Below are 21,816 nucleotides of genomic sequence, written 5' to 3' on the forward strand. Positions count from 1 at the left end.
TAGGAGGTGTTCGCGGTGCAAGGAGATGCTTCCTCGCACCGCGTTCGCCAGCAACAAAGCCATGCGCGACGGCCTCCAGGCGTACCGCCGTGGTTGCTCGGCCGAGTACTACCGGCAGCGTCAGGAGGCCAAGGGCAAGACCGTGCGCGTCAAGGTGCCCGTGCCTGAGGGCCACAAGCGGTGCCCGCAGTGTGCAGAGATCAAGCCGTACGCCGACTGGGAGCGCAACCGCAGTTCGCCCGACGGCTGGGCGAGCTACTGCCGTGAATGTCGTGCGCAGCGTAATCGCGACAGCTACTACCGCAGGAAATACGGTTTGACGCAGACCGAGTTGGAAACGTTGCTGGAGCAGCAGCGTGGGATCTGTGTCATCTGTCTGGCCGCTCCCGCCGAGCATGTGGATCACGACCACGAGACGGGTAGGGTCCGTGGCGTACTGTGCTTCAGCTGCAACGCAGCCCTGGGGCAGTTCAAGGATCGGCCGGATGCCATGAGGCGTGCAGCCGCGTATGTGGAAGGAATCGTGTGGAAGCCAACACTCGTGGCACCGGGCGTCTACCTGCTGCCTTCCTGACTCCCGGGTCATCGTCCTTCATGGACTTCCTGTCGTCGCACCAGCCCGGGATGCTGCCGGCGAACCGCGACCTGCCGCCGGTGCAGGGTGCGATCGAGGTGCCGCACGGCACCACGATCGTGGGCATCATCTATTCGGGTGGTGTGGTGCTCGCCGGCGACCGGCGGGCGACGATGGGCAATGTGATCGCCCAGCGCGATGTCGAGAAGGTCTTCCCTGCGGACGAGTACTCCGCGGTGGCCATGGCGGGCGTCGCGGGCCTGGGCGTGGAGATGGTGAAGCTGTTCCAGCTGGAGCTGGAGCACTTCGAGAAGGTGGAGGGGACCACGCTGTCCCTGGAGGGCAAGGCCAACCGCCTCTCGACGATGATCAGGTCGAACATGTCGATGGCGATGCAGGGCCTTGCGGTGGTGCCGGTCTTCGCGGGCTGGGACGTGGACCGCGAGAAGGGCCGGATCTTCACCTATGACGTGACGGGTGGCCGCTCGGAGGAGCACGGCTACGCCGGGACGGGCTCGGGTTCGGTCTATGCGCGCGGGTCGATGAAGAAGCTGTACCGCGACGACCTGACCGAGGAGCAGGCGACGATGCTCGCCGTGCAGGCGCTGTACGACGCTGCCGACGAGGACTCGGCGACGGGTGGTCCGGACGTGGCGCGGCGGATCTATCCGCTGATCTCGGTGATCGACGCGGACGGCTACCGGAGGCTGGCGGACGCGGAGTCGTCCGAGATCGTGCGCACGGTGGTCGACCAGCGGCTGGAGCAGCCGGACGGCCCGCGGGCTTCGCTGCTCTGATCGGGTTGTCGCAGGTCAGCGCAAGCCCCCGTTGAGAACTTAACCTCTGACAGAAAGGGACGGGCAGCCGGTGTCGACGCCGTTCTATGTCTCACCCCAGCAGGCCATGGCCGACCGGGCGGAGTACGCGCGCAAGGGCATTGCCCGGGGCCGCAGCCTGGTCGTCCTGCAGTATGCCGACGGCATCGTGTTCGTCGGTGAGAACCCGTCGCGCGCGCTGCACAAGTTCAGCGAGATCTACGACCGGATCGGGTTCGCGGCGGCGGGTAAGTACAACGAGTACGAGAACCTCCGTATCGGTGGTGTGCGCTACGCGGATCTGCGGGGTTACACGTACGACCGTGACGATGTGACGGCTCGCGGTCTGGCGAACGTGTACGCGCAGACGCTGGGCACGATCTTCTCGAGTGCGGCGGAGAAGCCGTACGAGGTGGAGCTGGTGGTCGCGGAGGTGGGGGAGACCCCTGAGGGCGATCAGATCTACCGGCTTCCGCATGACGGCTCGATCGTGGATGAGCACGGTTCGGTGGCGGTCGGCGGCAATGCGGAGCAGATCAGCGGTTATCTGGATCAGCGTCATCGGGATGGGATGACGTTGGCGGAGGCGCTGAAGCTGGCCGTGCAGGCGTTGTCGCGGGACACGAACGGCAGTGAGCGGGAGATTCCGGCGGAGCGGCTGGAGGTTGCCGTGCTGGACCGTACGCGGCCGCAGCAGCGGAAGTTCAAGCGGATCGTGGGCCGGCAGCTGGCGCGGCTCCTGGAGGCGGACGGGGGGTCGGGGGAGCCGTCTGGTGACGAGGGCGGCGACTCGGCTTCCTCTGAGGGCTCTTCGGAGGGTTCTTCCGGCGGCTCGGAGGCGTCGGAGGAGAAGAAGGGCGGCTCGGGTTCGGAGTCCGCGGACGAGTGATCCTCGCGGGCGCCCCTGTTCTGGGGCGTGCCGCTCTGTGGGGTTCTGGTGTGTGCCCGGTCGCCGGTGGGCGGCCGGGCACAGGTGTGTCCGGTGGGTGTGAGGCGGCCTCGGGGGTTGGCCGGTGAGGTCGGCCGGTGGGTGTGGGGTGGTTTCAGCCGCCGGCCGGTGGGGGTCCGCTGGAGGCGCGGACGACGAGGTGGCAGGGGAGGGTGCCGGGGGCGGGTGGCTCGCCGTCGAGGAGGGCGAGGAGGGCGGACATGCCGTGCTCGCCGACGGCTTCGGCGGGCAGCCGTACGGTCGTCAGTTCGGGTTCGATGGCGGTGGCCAGGGTGAGGTCGTCGAAGCCGGTGACGGAGAGGTCCTGGGGGATGCGCAGGCCGAGGCGGCGGGCGGCTTTGCAGGCGCCGGCGGCCATGGTGTCGTCGTCGCAGACGAGTGCGGTGGGTCGTGGTGCCCCGGATGCGGTGAGAGCGGCGTGGGCGGCGGCGCGGGCCTCGTCGGTGCCGAGGGGCGCGTGGACCCGGCGGAGGTCGCCTCCGGTGCCGTGCAGGGCTTCCTGGAGGGCGTGGGCGCGGGTGCGGAAGGTCCAGGAGTCGACGGCGGCGGCCAGGTGCAGGAAGCGGCGGTGGCCGAGGGCGAGGAGATGGTGTGTCACCTGGCGCATGCCGTCGGCGATGTCGGGGTTCACGGTGGTGGTCGTGGGGTCGGCGGTGGGTTCGCTGTCGAGCATGACGAGGGGGAGGCGGTCGCCGCGGATGGCGCTGAGGGTGTGGGCGGCCATGGAGGAGGCGATGACGCCGTCGAGTGCGGCGGGCGCGGAGGCGAAGGGGTCGGTGACGGGCGGGGGCTGCTGTGGCATCCCCGCGGTGTCGGTGCCTGGTTGGGTGGTGGTGCTGGCGGGTCCGGTTCCTTCGGGGGTGGGGTAGAGGACGATGCCGAAGCCGTGGCGGCGTGCGATGCGGGCGGCGCCGGTGTGGACGTGTGCGAAGAACTCGCTGGTGAGGGCGGGGACGACGAGGAGGGCGGTGCGGGTGCTGCCGAGCCGTAGGTTGCGTGCGGCGAGGTTGGGCCGGTAGCCGAGGTCGCGGGCGGCGGTGCGGACGCGTTCCGCGGTGGTTGCCGAGACCCTGCCCTGCCACTTGCCGCTGAGTACCAGGGAGACGGCGGCCTGGGAGACGCCGGCGGCGCTTGCGACGTCGCGGCTGGTGGGGCGTGCCGTGTCCCGGCCGCGGGGGCCGGCCTCGTCGTGGCCGGTGGGCTGGGCGGGACGGGTGCGGGGGTGCTCCCGGCCGTGCTCTGCGGTGGTCACCGGTGGCCTTTCTGTCGCGTGTCTCGCGGGCCTGCGCCGGTTTCCGGTGCGGTGCGGGCGGTGATCGCGGTGGACCGTGGTCCGCGGACATGGTACGTATGACCTCGCGAAGTTATACGTAAAACGTACGCGCCTGCCCTCGCTGGGTATCCCGCCGGGGGTGGGCGCGGGTGTGCCGGGGACGGGCGGTCTGGGCCGCCGTGGGTCGTGCGGAGAGGTGGGCGGCGGGCATGGCGGCCGGGTATGGGGAGATCCTTCGGGCGCGGCACGCGCTGAGGTTGCTGGCGGGCACGCTGGTGGGCCGGCTGCCGAACGCGGTGGCGCCGCTCGCGGTGCTGCTGTTCGTGCGGGCGGAGGGCGGCTCGTACAGCCTGGCGGGTGCGCTGGCGGCGGTGTACGGGGTGGCGAACGCGGTCGGGCAGCCAGTGCTGGGGCGGCTGGTGGACCTGTGGGGGCAGCCCTGGGTGCAGCTGCCCGCGGTGCTGCTCTCGGCGCTGGCCACGGCGGCGTTCGCGGTGGTGGGTACGGGCGTTCCGGCTGTCGCCTATGGGGCGATGGCGGTGGCGGGCCTCAGCGTGCCTCCGCTGGAGGGCGGGCTGCGGGCGCTGTGGCCGAGCATCCTGCGGGCGGAGCGCGTGCAGACGGCGTACGCGATGGACGCGGTGGCCCAGGAGGTGATGTTCACCGTGGGGCCGCTGCTGGTGAGCCTGTGCGTGGCGGTGTGGTCGGCGCGGGCGGCTCTGCTGCTGATCAACGCCGTGGGTGTGCTCGGTGTGGTGTCGGTGGTGGTGTCGGGGCCGTCGCGCGCGTGGCGGTCGGCGCAGCGGGTGCCGCACTGGCTGGGGGCGCTGCGGGCGCCGGGGCTGCTGGCGCTGCTGGGCGCGTTCCTGTTCGTGGGGATGGCGCTGGGGTCGATCGCGGTGGTCGCCGTGTCGTATGCGGACACGCACGGCGGTGATGCGGTGTACGGCTGGTTGATGGCGGCGCTGGGGCTGGGTGCGCTGATCGGTGGTGCGGCGTACGGGGCGCGGCCGTGGGCGGGCGCGCCGGAGCGGCGTCTTTCGGTGCTGGTGGGGCTGCTGACGCTGGGCTATCTGCCGCTGCTGCTGGTGCCGGGGCCGGTGGCGATGACGGGGCTGGCGGTGCTGGCGGGGGTGTTCCTGGCGCCTGCGATCGCGTGTGCGTTCGTGGTGGTGGACCGGCATGCTCCGGTGGGGACGGTGACGGAGGCGTTCTCGTGGCTCGTGACGACGTTCACGGTGGGTTCGGCGGCGGGTTCGGCCGTGGCGGGTCCGGTGGTGGAGTGGGGTGGGACCGTCCGGGGGTTTGCGGTGCCGGGGTGTGCGGGGGCGGTGGCGTTCCTCGTCCTGCTGGCCACTCGGCAGGTCCTCGCAGCTACCGGACGTGCGGCGGAGGTCGAGGTCGCGACGGAAAATGATCGGAATGGTGTCCCCGAAGCCGGTTTCAGTGAGGGCGGTCGGGCGTAATGTTCAGTCATGGACCGCCGCATTTTCGGGCTGGAGAACGAGTACGGCGTCACGTGTACGTTCCGGGGACAGCGCCGCCTGTCTCCCGACGAGGTGGCGCGGTACCTCTTCCGCCGAGTTGTGTCATGGGGCCGCAGCAGCAATGTCTTCCTGCGGAACGGCGCCCGTCTGTACCTCGACGTGGGCTCGCACCCGGAGTACGCCACCCCGGAGTGTGACAGCGTCACGGAGCTGGTCACGCACGACAAGGCGGGCGAGCGCATTCTCGAAGGCCTCCTCGTCGACGCCGAGCGCCGCCTGCATGAGGAGGGCATCGCGGGCGACGTCTACCTTTTCAAGAACAACACCGACTCCGCGGGCAACTCCTACGGCTGCCACGAGAACTATCTGGTGGCGCGCCACGGCGAGTTCTCGCGGCTCGCGGACATCCTGATCCCGTTCCTCGTCACCCGGCAGCTGCTGTGCGGGGCGGGCAAGGTGCTGCAGACCCCGCGCGGGGCCGTGTACTGCGTGAGCCAGCGCGCTGAGCACATCTGGGAGGGTGTCAGTTCGGCCACCACCCGCTCCAGGCCGATCATCAACACCCGCGACGAGCCGCACGCGGACGCGGAGCGTTACCGCCGGCTGCATGTGATCGTCGGCGACTCGAACATGTCGGAGACGACGATGCTGCTGAAGGTCGGCGCGACCGACCTGGTGCTGCGGATGATCGAGGCCGGCACGGTCATGCGGGACCTCACGCTGGAGAACCCGATCCGGGCGATCCGCGAGGTCAGCCACGACACCACGGGCCGTCGCAAGGTGCGCCTGGCGAGCGGCCGGGAGGCGTCGGCGCTGGAGGTGCAGCGGGAGTACTTCGAGAAGGCGGTGGACTTCTGCGACCGCCGCGGCATCCGCAAGGGCATCGTCGAGCAGGTGCTTGAGCTGTGGGGCCGGGCGCTGGAGGCGATCGAGGAGGAGGACCTCGACCGCATCGGCACCGAGATCGACTGGGTGATGAAGTACAAGCTCATCGAGCGGTACCGCGCCAAGAACAACATGACCATGTCGCACCCGCGGGTCGCGCAGATAGACCTCGCGTACCACGACATCCACCGGCGTCGTGGCCTGTACTACCTGCTGGAGCGGAACGGCCAGGCGGCCCGTGTCTGCAACGACCTCAAGATCTTCGAGGGCAAGTCCGTGCCGCCGCAGACGACCCGCGCGCGGCTGCGGGGTGACTTCATCCGGCGCGCCCAGGAGCAGCGCCGCGACTTCACGGTCGACTGGGTGCACCTGAAGCTCAACGACCAGGCGCAGCGGACGGTCCTGTGCAAGGACCCGTTCCGCAGCGTGGACGACCGGGTGGAGAAGCTCATCGCAGGAATGTGATCACCCTCACATCGACCTAAAGGGCCCCGCGGGCGTCGCCCGCGGGGCCCTTGTGCATGCCGCACTTCAGGCGGTGGGGGTGCGGACGTAGAGTGTGGCGGGCCGGGAACACCCCCACTAGCTTCGAGGACACCGACGTGCGACGCCGACTTGCCGCCTTGCTCATCGTGCCGGCCCTGGCACTGACCGCCTGTGGAGGTGGCGACTCGGGCAAGAAACAGGCGTCCCCCTCCCCGAGCCAGTCAGCGCAGGCGGCGAACCTCAAGCCGGTGGAGACCGCCGCGCCCATGCCGAAGGTCAGCGGCGACAAGGGCAAGAAGGCCGGTATCACCATCCCCAAGGGGTCCCCGAGCGGGAAGTTCGTCGTGCACTCCCTCAAGGACGGCGACGGCCCGGTGGTGAAGGCGGACGACCTGGTCGTCTCGCACTACACCGTCAAGGTGTGGCAGGGCGGCAAGGACCTGGGCAGCTCCTACGACCAGGGCGCCGCGCCGCAGGTCATCCCGGCCGGGAAGAAGACCATCATCGCTGCCTTCTCGCAGGCCGTGATGGGCCAGAAGGTCGGCGGCCGGGTGCTGGTCGTCGCCCCGCCCGACGCCGGCTTCGGCCAGAAGGGCAACCAGCAGCTGGGCGTGAAGGGCACCGACACCCTCGTGCTGGTCCTGGACATCGACAAGATCATCCCGAGGACGGCGCAGGGCAAGCAGGCCCCGATCCCGTCCAACCTGCCGCAGATCAAGGCCGACAAGCCCGAGCCCGCCGTGATCTCCGTGCCGAAGAAGAACCCGCCGAACGACCTCGTCGACCAGGTGCTGATCCAGGGCAAGGGGCCCGAGGTCAAGAGCGGCCAGACGGTGTACATGCAGTACAGCGGTGCCGCGTGGAAGCCGAACGAGGGCAAGGCCCAGGCCAAGCTCTTCGACTCCTCGTACAACGTGGGCACGCCGTTCTCGACGGTGATCGGCCAGAAGCAGGTCATCGAGGGCTGGGACAAGGGCCTGGTCGGCAAGAAGGTCGGCAGCCGGGTGCTGCTCGTGATCCCGCCGGAGCTGGCCTACAAGAACCAGGCCCAGGGCGCGGACCTGCCGGCGAACTCGACCCTCGTCTTCGTGGTGGACATCCTCGACGCGATGTGAGGGCGCGGATGCGAGACTGGCCGGGTTGCCCAACCGTACTGAGCAGGAGCGCGTGACGTGAACATCGAGAAGCCCGAGGTCGACTTCCCCGGCGGAGAGCCCCCGGCGGACCTGGAGATCAAGGACATCTGGGAGGGGGACGGCCCGGTCGCCAAGGCGGGCGACACCGTTTCCGTCCACTATGTGGGCGTGTCCTTCTCGACCGGCGAGGAGTTCGACGCCAGCTGGAACCGCGGTACGCCGCTCCAGTTCCAGCTCGGCGTCGGCCAGGTGATCGCCGGATGGGACCAGGGAGTGCAGGGCATGAAGGTGGGCGGCCGGCGCCAGCTCACCATCCCGTCCCACCTTGCCTACGGCGAGCGTGGCGCGGGCGGCGGCAGGATCGCCCCCGGCGAGACGCTGATCTTCGTCTGCGACCTGGTGGCCGTCTGACCACCCCGACCGGCCCCTCGTGAGAGGACCGGGACGCGCCCGGGGGCGGACCGCCCCCGGCGCGCGCGGGACCCATGCCCCCGGGCATGGGTCCTCGCTTTTGCCGTGCCGTCCATCAGCGGTACCGTCGGGCGGGCGGAAGGACTGATGAGAGGACGTTGGGGCGGCGATGGCGATTGCCAAGGCCGAGCGGCTGATGAACCTGGCGCTGTGCCTGCTCGGCACCCGGCGCCCCCTCAGCAAGCGCGAACTGCGTGACTCCATCGAGGCCTACGTGGAAGCCGCGGCGGCGTCCCGGGGCACGTCGGCGGCGGGCGGCTCCGGTTCCGACGACTCCTTCAACCGCATGTTCGAGCGGGACAAGGAGGACCTGCGCGAACTCGGGCTGGTCATCGACACCGTGGAGAACATCGACGGCGAGGTCGGCTACCTCGCCCGCCGCGACAGCAACCGCCTGCCGCCCATCTCCCTGGACGCCGAGGAGGCCGCCGCCCTCGGCCTCGCCGCCAAGGTGTGGCAGCAGGCCCGGCTCGCGGGAGCGGCCAGCGGCGCCCTGCAGAAGCTGCGCGCCGCCGGCCTGCCGGAGGACGTCGACCCGTACGAGACCCACTCAGCCCTGGAGCCCCGCATCCCCGCCCGCGAGGCCGCGTTCGAGCCGCTGATGCTGGCGTGCAGGGACCGCAGGGCCGTCACCTTCGACTACCGCAAGGCCACCGCCGTCCACCCCGAGCAGCGGGTCGTGGAGCCCTGGGCGCTGGAGTGCTGGCGCGGCCACTGGTACCTCGCCGGATGGGACCGCGAGCGCAGCGCCGAGCGGGTCTTCCGGCTCTCCAGGATCACCGGCCGGGTCAGGAGCCGCGGCGGATCGTTCACCGTCGACGTGCCCGACGTCGTCACCGTCCGTGAGACCGTCGCCGCGTGGGCCGGCGAGGGCGCCGAGCGCCGGGCCCGCATCAGGCTCCGCGCCGGCGCCGGCTACCCGCTGCGCGCCAAGGCCGACTCGGTGCGGGAACTCGGAGGCGGGTGGGACGAGTTGGAGATTCCGTACGGGCACGGCCTGGAGGCATGGCTGGTCGAGTTCGGCCCCGACGTGGTCGTGCTCGACCCCGCCGAGCTGCGGGCCGACGTGGTGGACCGGCTACGCGCCGTGGCCAAGGGCTGAGGGGGAGAGCAGGGACCATGGACGCCACATCCGCGCGCCACGGCAGGCCGGCGCGCGCCGCCCGGCCGCAGAACGCCATCGACCAGACCCGCCGGATGCTCTCCCTGGTGACCTACCTCCGCGAGCGTCCGGGCGCCCGCGTCAGCGACGTGGCCCGCGCCTTCGGCATCACCGAGGACGAGCTGATCGCCGACCTCGACGTCCTGCCCATGTGCGGCACCAGCTTCCGCGGCGGCGACCTGCTCGACATCGACACCGACGGTGACCGCATCTGGTGGCGCAACCCCGGAGCGCTGGCCGCCGAGGCCGCCGAACCGCTGCGCCTCGCCGCCGACGAGGCCACCGCCCTGCTGGTCGCCGCACGCGCCGTCGCCACCCTCCCGGGACTCCGGGAGGGCGACCGGCGGGCCCTGCTGCGGGCCACCGCCAAGCTGGAGACGGCCGCCGGGGAGGCGGCGGGCGCCAGCGCCCGGGTCTCGGTCACCTTCGAGTCCGAGGGCGGCGTCTTCGCCGACGTCGACCGCGCCATCTCCGAGCGCCGCAGGCTCTGGATCCGCTACTACTCCCCGGCACGCGACGAGGTCACCGAGCGTGAGATCGACCCGATACGGCTGGTGAGCGTCGGGCACACCTACGTGGAGGCCTGGTGCCGCCGCTCGGAGGCGCGCCGCACCTTCCGGCTCGACCGGGTCGCGGAGATCAAGGTCCTCGACGAGCCCTCCGAGCCGCCCGAGGTCGAGCTGCGCGACCTCTCCGAGGGCCTGGTGCAGCCCGCCGCCGAGGACCCCGAGGTGGTCGTCGAGGTCGGCCCCGGCGGCCGCTGGGTCGCCGAGTACTACCCCCACGACAGCGCCGAGGAACTGCCCGAGGGCGGCCTGCGGATCACGCTGCGCACCCCCGACCCGGCCTCGCTGCGCAGGCTCGCCCTGCGGCTCGGCCGCGACGGCCGGATCGTCGCGCCGCGTGAGCTCGCCGAGAGCGCCCAGCAGGCGGCGACAGCGGCCCTCGCCGCCTACGACGACCCGGCGGGCGACCCGGCGGCGACAGGCGGTCCTGGGGCGTCCAAGACCGCGGCACTCGTTCCGGAGGCGGCGCGGGAGAGCGCCGCGGCGCCCCCCGACCCGGCGCCGGCCGCACCGGGCGCCCCCGGTCCCCGTACGTCCCCCCACGACAGGCAGGAGCAGAAGCTTTGAGCACGTCGGCCATGTCCGGCACCGAAGGCGGCCCCGGGCACGACGGTCTTCAGTCCGGCGGGGAAGCCCCCCAGCCCGGCGAGGACGACCCCCGGCCCGGCGAGGAAGCCCGCAAGCCCGGCGAGGATGACCCCCGGCCCGGCGAGGACGCCCCCCGGCCGGGTGACGACGACCCCGGCCTCGCGGCCGTGGGCGAGGTGCTGTTCAAGGCCGCCTGTCCCGAATGCCGGGCACGCTTCCAACTCGACGCCGAGGCCCTGCGGCTGGCCGTCGGCGCCACCCCCAAGACCACGTTCTACTCGTTCACCTGCCCCGAGTGCGGCACCGCGGTGCGCAAGCCCGCCGGTGACCGCATCGTCGAACTGCTCACCGGCGGCGGTGTGCGCACCCTGCGGCTGCACACACCGCGCGGCTCGTAGGAGGCCGGATGTTCTGGGCGATGCTCGCCGTGGCCGCCGGCTTCCTCGGCCTGGCCGTGCTCGGCGTCCTCGCGGTGCGGGTCTTCCTGGCGGCCGAGCGGCTCGGCCGGGAGGTGACACGCGCCGCGCAGCGCATCGGGCGAGCGGCCGGCGACCTGGAGAAGGCAGTGGAGGCCGCGGAAGCCGCGGCGGCCGCCTCCGGGGCCGCCGGGAGAACCCGCTGACCTTGTAGCGGCCCAGGTCAGGGCCGTGGTAGGGGCATGAGGCCGGCAACGGCCTGTCGAAGTCACAGGCCAGGCAGGTACTCTGCTCCCCGTGGCCCGAAGACGAGGCGCGGGCCGCGCCGGGAGTACGCTCGGGGCTTGCTTCACGTTTACCCCAGAGGGTTACGATCCTTGACAGCACGGCGGTCGGTACGCAAACCGGCCGATCGGGCCGCATTCCCGTCCCACGCCGCCTCGGTGAGAAGGTAGAGACCATGTTCGGAAGGCTCGGCGCCCCCGAGATCATTCTCATCCTCGTCGTCATCGTCCTGCTGTTCGGTGCGAAGAAGCTTCCGGACATGGCCCGTTCCCTCGGCAAGTCCGCGCGGATCCTCAAGAGCGAGGCCAAGGCGATGAAGTCGGAAGGGTCGTCCCAGACCGCCCCCGCCGACCCGCCGGCCTCCGACCCCTCGCAGCGCACGATCCAGGCCGCCCCGGGCGACGTCAGCAGTTCCCGTCCGGTCTCCGAGCCGACGGACACCACGCAGCGCTGACGACGCCGGAGCGGTCGGCAGTCGCGGACCGCCGCACGAGATGAGGACGTGGGTTGCTCAGGTCTGCCCGCAAGCAGGAGAGGGATCCCGAGGGCCGGATGCCGCTCTCGGATCATCTGCGCGAGCTGCGCAACAGGCTCGCCAAGGCCGTCCTGGCGATCATTCTGGTCACGATCGTCGCCGCCTTCTTCTACAAGGACATCGTCGAGTTCTTCACGAACCCGATCCTGGACGCCGTGGGGTGCCACTCCAGCTTTGACGACCTGGCCCACAAGGAGAGCGGCACCTGCGCCCGCATCGTCCTGAACGGCCTGCTGACGCCGTTCACCCTGGCGCTCAAGGTCTCCCTGATGGTCGGCGTCATCGTGGGCTCCCCCGTCTGGCTCTACCAGCTCTGGGCCTTCGTCGCCCCCGGCCTCCACAGGCACGAGAAGAAGTACGCCCGCGCCTTCGTCGGCACCGGCGTTCCGCTCTTCCTCGGCGGGGCGTTCTTCGCCTACAAGACGCTGCCGACGATGGCGACGGTGCTGCTCGGCTTCTCGCCCGGCGGCCTGGACAACCTCCTCCCGCTCGACGAGCTGATCGACCTGATCACCCGCATGGTGGTGATCTTCGGCCTCTCCTTCGAGCTGCCGCTGCTGCTGGTGATGCTCAACCTCACCGGCGTGCTCACCGGCCGGCGGATGCTCGGCTGGTGGCGGGCGATGATCATGGGGATCACCGTCTTCGCCGCCGTCGCCACGCCCAGCACCGACCCCCTCACGATGCTGGCGCTGGCCGGCCCGATCTGGGTGCTGTACTTCGCCGCCACCGTCTTCTCGATCCTCAACGACCGCCGCAAGGCGCGCCTCGAAGAGGCCGGACCCGGCGACGACGAGGCGTCCGACCTCGACCTCACCCCCGACTCCGTCGACGACGCGGAGCCCGTCTCCGCCAGCCGCGCCCTGCCCGAGCAGGCCTCCGGCGACCAGGACCGGATCAACGGTTATGACGACGTGACCTGACCGGCCACCCACCGCCGGCCGGTCACCTTGTAGGGTCCTGGCGCAGTACGCCGCCCGGGGGGCCCGCAGTGACCAGCGACATCAGCCTTTTCGTCAACCCGGCCGCGGGCCGCGGCCGGGGCGCTCACGCAGCGCAGCCGGCCGCTTCCGCTCTGCGCGCGGCCGGCTTCTCGGTGCGCACCATCCTCGGCCGCGACCCCGAGGACGCCCTGCACAGGGCCCGCGACGCCGTCCGGGACGGCACGGGGGCGCTCATCGCGGTCGGCGGCGACGGCATGGTCGGCCTCGCCCTTCAGGCCGTCGCGGGCACTGGCACCCCGCTCGGCGTGGTCGCCGTCGGCACCGGCAACGACTTCGCCCGCTGCCTCGGCCTTCCCGTGCGGGACCCTGCGGCGGGCGGGCGGCTCGCCGCCGACGCGCTCAAGGGCTCCCACATGCGCGACGTGGACCTCGGCCGGGCCGCCGGACGCTGGTTCGGCACCGTCCTCGCCTCCGGCTTCGACTCCCGCGTCAACGACCGCGGCAACCGGATGCGCTGGCCCGCCGGCCGCCTCAAGTACGACCTGGCCATGCTCGCCGAACTCGCCGCCTTCCGCCCCGTGCCGTACCGCATCACCCTCGACGACGGCACCCCCCTGCACACCGAGGCGACCCTGGTGGCCGTCGGCAACGGTCCCTCGTACGGGGGAGGCATGAAGATCTGCCCCGCGGCCGACCCCGGCGACGGGCTCCTCGACGTCACCGTCGTCGGCGACTGCGGCCGCGCCACCCTCCTCAAGGTGTTTCCGCGGGTCTACACCGGCAGCCACGTGCACCACCCCAAGGTCACCGTGCACCGCGCCGCGAAGGTGGAACTGGCCGCACCCGCCACCACCGGATACGCCGACGGGGAGCCGCTCGGCCCGCTGCCGCTGACCGTCGAGTGCGTGCCCGCGGCCGTCCGCGTGCTGGTCCGCTGACACCGTCCGCGTGCCCGTGCGCCCCCTCGCCCCGCGGGCCCCGCCCGCCGGTCCGGGAACGTACCGCGCTGACCAGGAACGATTCGCCGATCCCCATAAAGATCGTGCTCTGTCACAGGGGGCGGGTAGGCTCGAAAGTACGATGACTGAGGACCTCTCACCGGCCGAGCGGTACGCGGTAGCCCGTAAGCGTGCCGCCGAGCAAGCCACAGCGCTCGGCACCTTCCGCGGGATGTACGACTTCGACCTGGACCCCTTCCAGACCGAGGCGTGTCAGGCCCTGGAGGCCGGCAAGGGCGTGCTGGTGGCGGCACCCACCGGCTCCGGCAAGACCATCGTCGGGGAATTCGCGGTGCACCTCGCCCTCCGGCAGGGGAAGAAGTGCTTCTACACCACGCCCATCAAGGCGCTCTCCAACCAGAAGTACTCCGACCTCGCCAAGCGCTACGGCCCCGACCAGGTGGGCCTGCTCACCGGCGACAACAGTGTCAATCCCGGCGCCCCCGTGGTCGTGATGACCACCGAGGTGCTCAGGAACATGCTCTACGCCGGCTCGGAGACCCTCCGCGGCCTCGGATACGTCGTCATGGACGAGGTGCACTACCTCTCGGACCGCTTCCGCGGCGCCGTCTGGGAGGAAGTGATCATCCACCTTCCTGAGTCGGTCACCCTGGTCTCCCTGTCGGCCACGGTCTCCAACGCCGAGGAGTTCGGGGACTGGCTCGACACCGTCCGCGGCGACACCGAGGTGATCGTCTCCGAGCACCGCCCCGTGCCGCTGTTCCAGCACGTGCTGGCCGGCCGCAGGATGTACGACCTCTTCGAGGAGGGCGAGGGCAGCAAGAAGGCCGTCAACCCCGACCTCACCCGCCTCGCCAGGAACGACGCCACCCGACCGGCGTACGGGCCCGGCCGCAGACGCGGCAGGAGCCTGCGCGAGGCCGACCGCGAGCGGGAGCGCCGCCAGCGCTCCCGGATCTGGACCCCGAGCCGCCCGGAAGTCATCGAGCGGCTCGACGCCGAGGGCCTGCTGCCCGCCATCACCTTCATCTTCAGCCGCGCCGGCTGCGAGTCCGCCGTCCAGCAGTGCCTCTTCGCGGGCCTTCGGCTCAACGACGAGGAGGCGCGCGAGCGCGTCCGCGAGATCGTCGAGCAGCGCACCGACTCCATTCCCCCCGAGGACCTGCACGTCCTCGGCTACTACGAATGGCTGGAAGGCCTGGAGCGCGGAATCGCCGCGCACCACGCGGGCATGCTCCCCACCTTCAAGGAGGTCGTCGAGGAACTGTTCGTGCGGGGCCTGGTCAAGGCCGTCTTCGCCACCGAGACCCTGGCCCTGGGCATCAACATGCCCGCACGCTCCGTGGTCCTGGAGAAGCTCGTCAAGTGGAACGGCGAGCAGCACGCCGACATCACCCCCGGCGAGTACACCCAGCTCACCGGCCGCGCCGGGCGGCGCGGCATCGATGTCGAGGGCCACGCCGTGGTGCTCTGGCAGCGCGCCATGAGCCCCGAGCACCTCGCGGGCCTCGCCGGCACCCGCACCTATCCGCTGCGCTCCAGCTTCAAGCCGTCGTACAACATGGCCGTCAACCTCGTCGAGCAGTTCGGCCGGCACCGCTCCCGGGAGCTGCTGGAGACGTCGTTCGCGCAGTTCCAGGCCGACAAGTCGGTGGTGGGCATCTCCCGCCAGGTGCAGCGGAACGAGGAGGGCCTCGCGGGCTACAAGGAGTCGATGACCTGCCACCTCGGCGACTTCGACGAGTACGCCCGGCTCCGCCGGGATCTGAAGGACCGTGAGACGGAGCTGGCCAAGCAGGGGGCGGCCCAGCGGCGCGCCGCGGCCGCCGCCGCCCTGGAGAAGCTGCGCCCCGGCGACGTCATCCACGTCCCCACCGGCAAGTTCGCCGGCCTCGCCCTGGTGCTCGACCCCGGGATGCCCGCCGGCCGCGCGGGCGGACACCGCGGCTTCGACCAGCAGGACGGCCCCCGGCCCCTGGTGCTCACCGTGGAGCGGCAGGTCAAGCGGCTGGCGGCGATGGACTTCCCGGTGCCGGTGGAACCGCTGGAGCGGATGCGCATCCCCAAGTCGTTCAACCCGCGCAGCCCGCAGTCCCGCCGGGACCTGGCCTCGGCGCTGCGCACCAAGGCCGGCCACATCGTCCCCGAGCGGCACCGCAAGCAGCGCGCCGCCGCCGCGGACGACCGCGAGATCGCCCGGCTCCGCGCCGAGTTGCGCGCCCACCCCTGCCACGGCTGCAGCGACCGCGAGAACCACGCCCGCTGGGCCGAGCGCTACCACCGGCTGATGCGCGACACCCACCAGCTGGAGCGCCGCATCGAGGGCCGCACCAACACCATCGCCCGCACCTTCGACCGGATCGTCTCCCTCCTCACCGAGCTGGACTACCTCCGCGGCAACGAGGTCACCGAGCACGGCAAGCGCCTCGCCCGGCTCTACGGCGAGCTGGACCTGCTCGCCAGCGAATGCCTGCGGGAAGGCGTCTGGGAGGGCCTCGCCCCGCCCGAACTGGCCGCCTGCGTCTCGGCGCTGGTCTACGAGTCCCGGATCGGCGACGACGCGCTCGCGCCCAAGCTGCCGTCCGGCCGAGCGAAGGCGTCGCTCAGCGAGATGGTCCGCATCTGGGGCCGCCTCGACGCCCTGGAGGAGGACTTCCGGATCAGCCAGGCGGAGGGTGTCGGCCAGCGTGAGCCCGACCTCGGGTTCGCCTGGGCCGCTTACATGTGGGCCTCCGGCAAGGGACTCGACGAGGTGCTGCGCGAGGCGGAGATGCCCGCGGGCGACTTCGTCCGGTGGTGCAAGCAGGTCATCGACGTCCTCGGCCAGATCTCGGCCGCCGCACCGGTCGACGGATCCTCGACGGTGCCGAAGAACGCCCGCAAGGCCGTGGAGGGGCTGCTGCGGGGCGTGGTGGCGTACTCGTCGGTGGGCTGAGGAGGCATCCCCGAACGGCCGGAGGCGGAGGCACCGGGCGACCCGGCCGGAGGCGTCGGTGGACCCGGCGGGTGAGAGCCGTCGAACCCGCGGGTGGTGGCCGGCGACCTCGCAGGTGACATCTGCCCACCGCGGAGGCGGCATCCGCCGACCCCGCGGACAGTGAGGGGCACCGGCCGCGGCGACCGGAACCCGAGCCCGCCGGTCGGCTGAGCGGAAGCGATCACTCACCGTTTGCACTGCTTACTCCGCGTGCAAATGGGCTCGAGTCTACGCCGCCGGCACCACTCTGTCAGAGGCTCTTGGAATATGACACGGGCGATGTTCCTGTCGGACTAAACTCCCACGCAGTGCAGCGAGTTGAGGGTTTTCGCGCGCTTTGTCCCCATGGTTCCCCCTGCTCGGAAAAGCGTTTCCCATGCCCGCTGTCACACCGCTGAGACACCGTTCCCCGAGTGATCGTCCAGAAGGCATACATGGTGAGTGAAGAATCACCTCCCGGCGGCCGCGGTAGCCGCCCCGCCCGCATCCTCTTACCGCCCGCGCTCCTGATGGCGGCCGCCGCCGCGGGCGCCGTCGCCGCCGTCGCACCGCCCGCCAGGCTCGCCGTGGGCCTGATCGGGGCACTGTGCACCGTCCTGGTGCTGGCCGTCGCCGCCGAGGCCGTCCGCCGCGGTCACCACACCCGCCAGGTGCGCGAGCACTTCACCGAGCGGCTGGAGTTCCTGGAGCGCCGCCTCGCCGGCCACGACGAGGAGACCGTCCGGCTGAGCAGCCGGCTCATCCCCGACGCGGTGTTCCGCCTCAAGCAGGGCGAGTCGCCCGACGAGGTGATCCGCGCCGTCGTCGACGAGGACCCCGCCCACCGCGACCTCCCCCGCCCGCAGCGCCTGCTGCTCCGCTCCGTGCTGGAGACCGTGGACGAGGAGGAGGCGCGCCGTGAGATCAGCCAGCGCGCCTTCGTCAACATCGCCCGGCGCGTGCAGGCCATCGTCCACCAGCAGGCCGCGGAGCTGCGCGGCATGGAGGAGGACTACGGCCGCAGCCCCGAGGTCTTCGACGACCTGCTCCGCATCGACCACGGCACCGCGCTCATCGGCCGCCTCGCCGACAGCATCGCCGTGCTCGGCGGGGCCAGGCCCGGCCGCCAGTGGCCGAGGCCCGTACCGCTGTTCAGCGTGCTGCGCGGCGCCATGTCCCGGATCCTGGAGTACCAGCGCATCGAACTCCACTCGATCGTCAAGGTCGCGGTCAAGGGCTCCGCCGTCGAACCCCTCATCCACGCCTGCGCGGAACTCCTCGACAACGCCACCCGCTACTCGCCGCCGCAGACCAAGGTGCACGTCACCGCCGTCGAGGTGCAGTCCGGGATCGCCATCGAGATCGAGGACGGCGGGGTCAGCCTGAGCGAGGAGGCCCGCGCCCGCGCCGAGCGGATCCTGTCCGCGCCCGAGGCCGGCAGCGAGATCCAGGACCTCGGCGAGACGCCCAGGCTCGGCCTGGCCGTCGTGGGCCGGCTCTCGCGGATGTACGACCTGCGCGTGTCGCTGCGGCAGTCCGCCTACGGGGGCGTGCGCGCCGTGCTGGTCGCCCCGCACGACATGCTCACCACCGGCCCCGCGCCGGGCCTGGCGCACGGCATCGGGGCCTCCGCGGTGCCCAGGATCGACGAGGACGGCACGCTGGTCACCGCCGTCGCCACCAAGAAGCGCCGCCCCACCGGCCCCGTGCCCTCGCCCGTGCTTCCGCCGCAGCGCACCGCCGAGCCGCCCGCCCCGCAGCGCGCCGCCAGCGCCCCCGCGGAGGACGAGGCCCCGGTGGTCACCGAGTGGACCGCCATGGGACTGCCCCAGCGCCGCAGCCGGGTCAAGACCCCCCTCAGCCAGCGCATCGCGGAGGCCCGCGCCGAGGAGGCCGCGCGGCAGGCGGCCGAGTCCGCCTCCGCGTCCGCCGCCTCCGTGACCGAGCGGATGGCCCCCGGGGGACCGCGGCAGAACGCGCCGGACCCCGGACCCGAGCCCGGCCTCTGGGTCGAGGCCTTCATGGAGGGCGTGCACGGCGGCGACCGGGGCGCCGGCACCGATCAGGCCGGCGAGCCGCGCGCGGCCGCCGATGCCGGCCGGCTGCCCGAGGCCGCCCCGCTGCCCGGCGCCGCCCCGGGGGCCGAACCCCCTCCGGCGGACGGCTCGGGCTCATGGACCCGATCCGGCCCGGGGGCCGGATCCTCGGCGGTCGCCGCCCGCCCCGCCGGCGGCTCGGGAAGACCGCCGGCTCGCACAGACTCCGATGACGTGGTGGACGAAGGGGACCCCAAGTGATCCAGCAGCGCGCCAACTTCGACTGGATGCTCAAGGAACTGGCCGACGGTGTCCCCGGAGTCCGCCAGGTCGTGGTCCTGTCCGCCGACGGCCTGCGCATCGCCCGCTTCGGCGGCGAGCCCGACGCCGCCGACCGGATCGCCGCCGCCTGCGCCGGGCTCCAGAGCCTCGCGGCAGCCGTGGGCACCGAGTTCCCCGACCACGACGGCCGGATGCGCATGGTCCTCATCGAGATCAGCGGCGGCTTCTTCTACCTGATGGCCGCCGGCACCGGGGCCTACCTCGCGGTGCTCGCCGACGAGACCGTCGAGGCCGGACTCATCAGCAACCGCATGCGGGACCTCGTCGTCCGGATCGGCGCCCACCTCACCAGCCCGCCGAGGCACGACGGGCAGGCCGGATGACTACTCCTCCGAGGCGCCGGCGACGCCAGCCGGAAGCAGGCCTGGAGGGCAACCCCGAGCGGCTGTACGTGCTCACCGGCGGACCGGACGGCGGCGAGCGCGCCCCGCTCGACCTGGTCACCCTGATCGTGACGCGCGCCGAGGCGCCGGCCACCGCGGGGCCCGAGCACGCCGCCGTGTTACGGCTGTGCGCGAATCCCCTCTCCGTGGCCGAGATCTCGGCCTACCTCAGTCTGCCGTTCAGCGTGGTCACCGTGCTGCTGACCGAGCTGCTCGCGGCCGAACTGGTGCTGGCGCGTGCGCCGATCGTCCGCTCCGCGCTCCCGGACCGTTCCCTTCTCGAAGCGGTGATGCATGGACTTCAAAAGCTCTGACACGCTCTCGGGCCCCCGCAGTGAGGACGTGCTGCCCGACACGGCCACGGCCGCCGTGAAGATCGTGATCGTGGGCGGCTTCGGTGTCGGCAAGACGACCATGGTCGGCTCGGTCAGCGAGATCCGCCCGCTGACCACCGAGGAGACCATGACCAGGGCCGGCATCGGCATCGACGACAACCCGGGGTCCGCGGCCAAGACGGCCACCACGGTCGCCATGGACTTCGGCCGGATCAGCATCACCGACCAGCTCGTCCTGTACCTCTTCGGCACCCCGGGACAGGAACGCTTCTGGTTCCTGTGGAACGGCCTGTTCGAGGGCGCCCTCGGCGCCGTCGTGCTCGTCGACACCCGCCGCCTGGAGGTGAGTTTCGACGTCATCGGGCGCCTGGAGGACCGCGGGGTGCCCTTCGTGGTCGCCGTCAACGAGTTCCCCGACGCGCCCCGTTACCCCGTCGAGGAGCTGCGCGCCGCCCTCGACCTGCCACCGGACGTGCCGATCGTGTCCTGCGACGCGCGGATCCGCGCCTCCAGCCGGGACACGCTGATGACGCTGATGCGGTTCCTGCACTCCCTCTCCCTCACCCCCTGACCACACGCCAGGTGACGGGGCGCCCGACGTGCCGGCGCCGGCAGCGACGGCACGGCCGCCGGGCCGCCCCGCGGCAACCGCCCCGCACACCCGGCCCTTCCCCTCCGGAGCCTGAACCGTGACCGACTCCTCCCCCCGCCCCGCACCGGGCGGACCGTCCCCGTCCGCGCCGGGCTGCCCGGTGCACGCCGCGGGCGGCACCGGACCCGGCGGCCTCCACCGCCTGGACGGCCCCGAGGCCCAGCACGACCTGGCCGGCCTCTACGAGAAACTGCGCACGGAGCACGGCCAGGTCGCGCCGGTCCTGCTCCACGACGGCTTACCGGTCTGGGCGGTCCTCGGCCACACCGAGAACCTGCACATGGTGCGCACCCCCTCGCACTTCACCCGCGACACCCGGCAGTGGCGGGCCGTCCAGGACGGCACCGCCGGTCCCGGCCACCCGCTCGCGCCCGTGTTCACCTGGCAGCCGATCTGCGCGTTCGCCGAGGGCGACGAGCACCGGCGGCTGCGCGGCGCCGTCACGAGCGCCATGGCGAGGATCGACCACCGCGGCGTGCGCCGCTACATCAACCGCTACAGCCAGCGGCTCGTCAACGACTTCTGCGAGACGGGCACCGCCGACCTGGTGGGCCAGTTCGCCGAGCACCTGCCGATGATGGTGATGTGCCAGATCCTCGGCATGCCCGAGGAGTACGACGAGCGCATGGTGCAGGCCGCCCGCGACATGATCAAGGGCACCGAGACCGCCATCGCCAGCAACGAGTACGTGATGGCGGCGCTGTACCGGCTGGTCGCGCGGCGGCGCGCGGAGCCCGGGAACGACTTCACGGGCGCGCTGCTCACCCACGAGTCGGGGCTCACCGACGAGGAGGTCGCCCAGCACCTGCGGCTGGTCCTCATCGCCTCCTACGAGGCCACGGCCAACCTGATCGCCAACGTGCTGCGGGTCGTGATGACCGACCCGCGCTTCCGCGCCCGGCTGGGCGGCGGCCAGATGACCGTGCCGGAGGCCGTGGAGCAGTCCCTCTGGGACGAGCCTCCATTCAGCGCGATCCTGACGTACGTCGCCAAGCAGGACACCGAACTGGGCGGCCGGCAGATCAAGGCCGGCGACGGGCTGATGCTCGGCATCGCGCCCGGCAACGCCGATCCGGTGGTCCGCCCGGAGCCCGGCGCCGACATGCAGGGCAACCGCTCCCACCTGGCGTTCAGCGGCGGCCCGCACGAGTGCCCCGGCCAGGACATCGGCCGCGCCATCGCCGACACCGGCATCGACGCGCTGCTGACCCGCCTGCCGGACGTGCGGCTGGCGGTGCCCGAAGAGGAGCTGCGCTGGACGTCGTCGATCTCGTCCCGGCACCTGGTCGCGCTGCCGGTGCGGTTCGCCCCCAAGCCCCCGCAGGACGTCATGCTCCGCCCCAGCGCCGTACCTGTGGTGCCGCGGCCGCGGGACCCCGACTGGCAGGTGTCCTCGCCCGCCCCGCGATCCGCCCCGCCGGCGAGTGCGCGTTCCGGCACGGCGGGCCCGCTCCCTGCGCAGGACGACACGGGACCGCTGCCCGGGCCCGCAGGTCCCGCGCCGGGGCCGGTGGCGCCCGTGGGGCTCTGGCGGCGGCTGGTGCTGTGGTGGCGCGGCGACTGACCGATCGGGCGGGGTGC

Annotated in this window: 21 protein-coding genes; 20 read left to right on the forward strand and 1 reads right to left on the reverse strand. The window is 72.0% G+C overall.

The window, feature by feature from the left end; genetic code table 11:
• The first annotated feature begins 25 nt into the window (after positions 1 to 25).
• The 3 genes from Sm713_RS20965 to prcA all read left to right on the forward strand — a co-directional run bounded on the left by Sm713_RS20965 (position 26) and on the right by prcA (position 2,278).
• Positions 26 to 574: an endonuclease VII domain-containing protein gene (locus Sm713_RS20965; RefSeq protein WP_249416414.1), complete on the forward strand. Its 549-nt coding sequence runs from the start codon at positions 26 to 28 to the stop codon at positions 572 to 574.
• On the forward strand, positions 526 to 1,371 hold the full coding sequence (prcB, locus tag Sm713_RS20970) for a proteasome subunit beta (protein ID WP_212911101.1): 846 nt from the start codon (positions 526 to 528) through the stop codon (positions 1,369 to 1,371). Before Sm713_RS20965 ends, prcB begins: the two co-directional genes overlap by 49 nt.
• 70 nt (positions 1,372 to 1,441) lie before the next feature.
• Positions 1,442 to 2,278, forward strand: a complete 837-nt coding sequence (gene prcA / locus Sm713_RS20975) for a proteasome subunit alpha (RefSeq protein ID WP_212911102.1) — start codon at positions 1,442 to 1,444, stop codon at positions 2,276 to 2,278.
• Positions 2,279 to 2,432: 154 nt separating this feature from the next.
• On the opposite strand, the gene Sm713_RS20980 is transcribed toward prcA, so the two are convergent.
• A complete protein-coding gene (locus Sm713_RS20980; protein WP_212911103.1) occupies positions 2,433 to 3,590 on the reverse strand; it encodes a LacI family DNA-binding transcriptional regulator in 1,158 nt (385 codons plus the stop codon).
• Positions 3,591 to 3,820: 230 nt separating this feature from the next.
• Here Sm713_RS20980 and Sm713_RS20985 point away from each other — a divergent pair, with 230 nt between their 5' ends.
• The 17 genes from Sm713_RS20985 (at position 3,821) to Sm713_RS21065 (ending at position 21,799) form a co-directional block, all read left to right on the forward strand.
• The gene (locus Sm713_RS20985; RefSeq protein WP_212911104.1) at positions 3,821 to 5,077 is read left to right on the forward strand and encodes an MFS transporter; all 1,257 of its coding nucleotides are present in this window, start codon (positions 3,821 to 3,823) and stop codon (positions 5,075 to 5,077) included.
• 9 nt (positions 5,078 to 5,086) lie between these two features.
• Positions 5,087 to 6,448 (forward strand): Pup--protein ligase, encoded by a 1,362-nt coding sequence (gene pafA, locus Sm713_RS20990; RefSeq protein WP_212911105.1) that lies wholly within the window; start codon positions 5,087 to 5,089, stop codon positions 6,446 to 6,448.
• 137 nt (positions 6,449 to 6,585) lie between these two features.
• Positions 6,586 to 7,584 carry an FKBP-type peptidyl-prolyl cis-trans isomerase gene (locus tag Sm713_RS20995; RefSeq protein WP_212911106.1) on the forward strand — a complete coding sequence of 333 codons (999 nt, stop codon included), beginning with the start codon at positions 6,586 to 6,588 and terminating at the stop codon, positions 7,582 to 7,584.
• 57 nt (positions 7,585 to 7,641) lie between these two features.
• Positions 7,642 to 8,016 (forward strand): FKBP-type peptidyl-prolyl cis-trans isomerase, encoded by a 375-nt coding sequence (locus Sm713_RS21000; protein WP_212911107.1) that lies wholly within the window; start codon positions 7,642 to 7,644, stop codon positions 8,014 to 8,016.
• Between the two features lie 169 nt (positions 8,017 to 8,185).
• On the forward strand, positions 8,186 to 9,178 hold the full coding sequence (locus Sm713_RS21005; RefSeq protein ID WP_212911108.1) for a YafY family protein: 993 nt from the start codon (positions 8,186 to 8,188) through the stop codon (positions 9,176 to 9,178).
• Positions 9,179 to 9,195: 17 nt separating this feature from the next.
• Entirely contained in the window at positions 9,196 to 10,371 is a 1,176-nt protein-coding gene (locus tag Sm713_RS21010) for a YafY family protein (protein WP_212911109.1), read from the forward strand.
• A gap of 188 nt (positions 10,372 to 10,559) precedes the next feature.
• On the forward strand, positions 10,560 to 10,790 hold the full coding sequence (locus Sm713_RS21015; protein WP_212912163.1) for a hypothetical protein: 231 nt from the start codon (positions 10,560 to 10,562) through the stop codon (positions 10,788 to 10,790).
• An 8-nt stretch (positions 10,791 to 10,798) separates the two neighbouring features.
• The gene (locus tag Sm713_RS21020; protein ID WP_212911110.1) at positions 10,799 to 11,014 is read left to right on the forward strand and encodes a hypothetical protein; all 216 of its coding nucleotides are present in this window, start codon (positions 10,799 to 10,801) and stop codon (positions 11,012 to 11,014) included.
• A 254-nt stretch (positions 11,015 to 11,268) separates the two neighbouring features.
• Positions 11,269 to 11,547 (forward strand): Sec-independent protein translocase subunit TatA, encoded by a 279-nt coding sequence (tatA, locus tag Sm713_RS21025; protein ID WP_212911111.1) that lies wholly within the window; start codon positions 11,269 to 11,271, stop codon positions 11,545 to 11,547.
• Positions 11,548 to 11,600: 53 nt separating this feature from the next.
• Positions 11,601 to 12,551 (forward strand): twin-arginine translocase subunit TatC, encoded by a 951-nt coding sequence (tatC, locus tag Sm713_RS21030; protein ID WP_212911112.1) that lies wholly within the window; start codon positions 11,601 to 11,603, stop codon positions 12,549 to 12,551.
• A gap of 68 nt (positions 12,552 to 12,619) precedes the next feature.
• Complete coding sequence (locus Sm713_RS21035; protein ID WP_212911113.1) at positions 12,620 to 13,510, forward strand: diacylglycerol kinase; 891 nt, start codon at positions 12,620 to 12,622, stop codon at positions 13,508 to 13,510.
• A gap of 142 nt (positions 13,511 to 13,652) precedes the next feature.
• On the forward strand, positions 13,653 to 16,466 hold the full coding sequence (locus tag Sm713_RS21040; protein ID WP_212911114.1) for an RNA helicase: 2,814 nt from the start codon (positions 13,653 to 13,655) through the stop codon (positions 16,464 to 16,466).
• Positions 16,467 to 16,942: 476 nt separating this feature from the next.
• Positions 16,943 to 18,784 carry an ATP-binding protein gene (locus Sm713_RS21045; protein ID WP_212911115.1) on the forward strand — a complete coding sequence of 614 codons (1,842 nt, stop codon included), beginning with the start codon at positions 16,943 to 16,945 and terminating at the stop codon, positions 18,782 to 18,784.
• Positions 18,781 to 19,188, forward strand: a complete 408-nt coding sequence (locus Sm713_RS21050; protein ID WP_212911116.1) for a roadblock/LC7 domain-containing protein — start codon at positions 18,781 to 18,783, stop codon at positions 19,186 to 19,188. Before Sm713_RS21045 ends, Sm713_RS21050 begins: the two co-directional genes overlap by 4 nt.
• The gene (locus tag Sm713_RS21055) at positions 19,185 to 19,562 is read left to right on the forward strand and encodes a DUF742 domain-containing protein (RefSeq protein WP_212911117.1); all 378 of its coding nucleotides are present in this window, start codon (positions 19,185 to 19,187) and stop codon (positions 19,560 to 19,562) included. The genes Sm713_RS21050 and Sm713_RS21055 overlap by 4 nt, the downstream gene beginning before the upstream one ends.
• Positions 19,543 to 20,154, forward strand: a complete 612-nt coding sequence (locus Sm713_RS21060; protein WP_212911118.1) for an ATP/GTP-binding protein — start codon at positions 19,543 to 19,545, stop codon at positions 20,152 to 20,154. The genes Sm713_RS21055 and Sm713_RS21060 overlap by 20 nt, the downstream gene beginning before the upstream one ends.
• 118 nt (positions 20,155 to 20,272) lie before the next feature.
• Positions 20,273 to 21,799, forward strand: a complete 1,527-nt coding sequence (locus Sm713_RS21065) for a cytochrome P450 (protein ID WP_212911119.1) — start codon at positions 20,273 to 20,275, stop codon at positions 21,797 to 21,799.
• The last annotated feature ends 17 nt before the right edge of the window (positions 21,800 to 21,816 follow it).

The sequence above is a fragment of the Streptomyces sp. TS71-3 genome (assembly GCF_018327685.1).
In the GTDB taxonomy this organism is placed as follows: Bacteria; Actinomycetota; Actinomycetes; order Streptomycetales; family Streptomycetaceae; genus Streptomyces.

Excerpts from the sequence above, each read along its gene's own strand:
- pafA (WP_212911105.1), top strand. The coding sequence starts at position 5,087 with ATGGACCGCCGCATTTTCGGGCTGGAGAACGAGTACGGCGTCACGTGT.
- Sm713_RS21045 (WP_212911115.1), top strand. The coding sequence starts at position 16,943 with ATGGTGAGTGAAGAATCACCTCCCGGCGGCCGCGGTAGCCGCCCCGCC.
- Sm713_RS21005 (WP_212911108.1), top strand. The coding sequence starts at position 8,186 with ATGGCGATTGCCAAGGCCGAGCGGCTGATGAACCTGGCGCTGTGCCTG.
- Sm713_RS21010 (WP_212911109.1), top strand. The coding sequence starts at position 9,196 with ATGGACGCCACATCCGCGCGCCACGGCAGGCCGGCGCGCGCCGCCCGG.
- Sm713_RS21020 (WP_212911110.1), top strand. The coding sequence starts at position 10,799 with ATGTTCTGGGCGATGCTCGCCGTGGCCGCCGGCTTCCTCGGCCTGGCC.
- Sm713_RS20985 (WP_212911104.1), top strand. The coding sequence starts at position 3,821 with ATGGCGGCCGGGTATGGGGAGATCCTTCGGGCGCGGCACGCGCTGAGG.
- Sm713_RS20965 (WP_249416414.1), top strand. The coding sequence starts at position 26 with ATGCTTCCTCGCACCGCGTTCGCCAGCAACAAAGCCATGCGCGACGGC.
- Sm713_RS21040 (WP_212911114.1), top strand. The coding sequence starts at position 13,653 with ATGACTGAGGACCTCTCACCGGCCGAGCGGTACGCGGTAGCCCGTAAG.
- Sm713_RS21055 (WP_212911117.1), top strand. The coding sequence starts at position 19,185 with ATGACTACTCCTCCGAGGCGCCGGCGACGCCAGCCGGAAGCAGGCCTG.
- tatA (WP_212911111.1), top strand. The coding sequence starts at position 11,269 with ATGTTCGGAAGGCTCGGCGCCCCCGAGATCATTCTCATCCTCGTCGTC.
- Sm713_RS21060 (WP_212911118.1), top strand. The coding sequence starts at position 19,543 with ATGGACTTCAAAAGCTCTGACACGCTCTCGGGCCCCCGCAGTGAGGAC.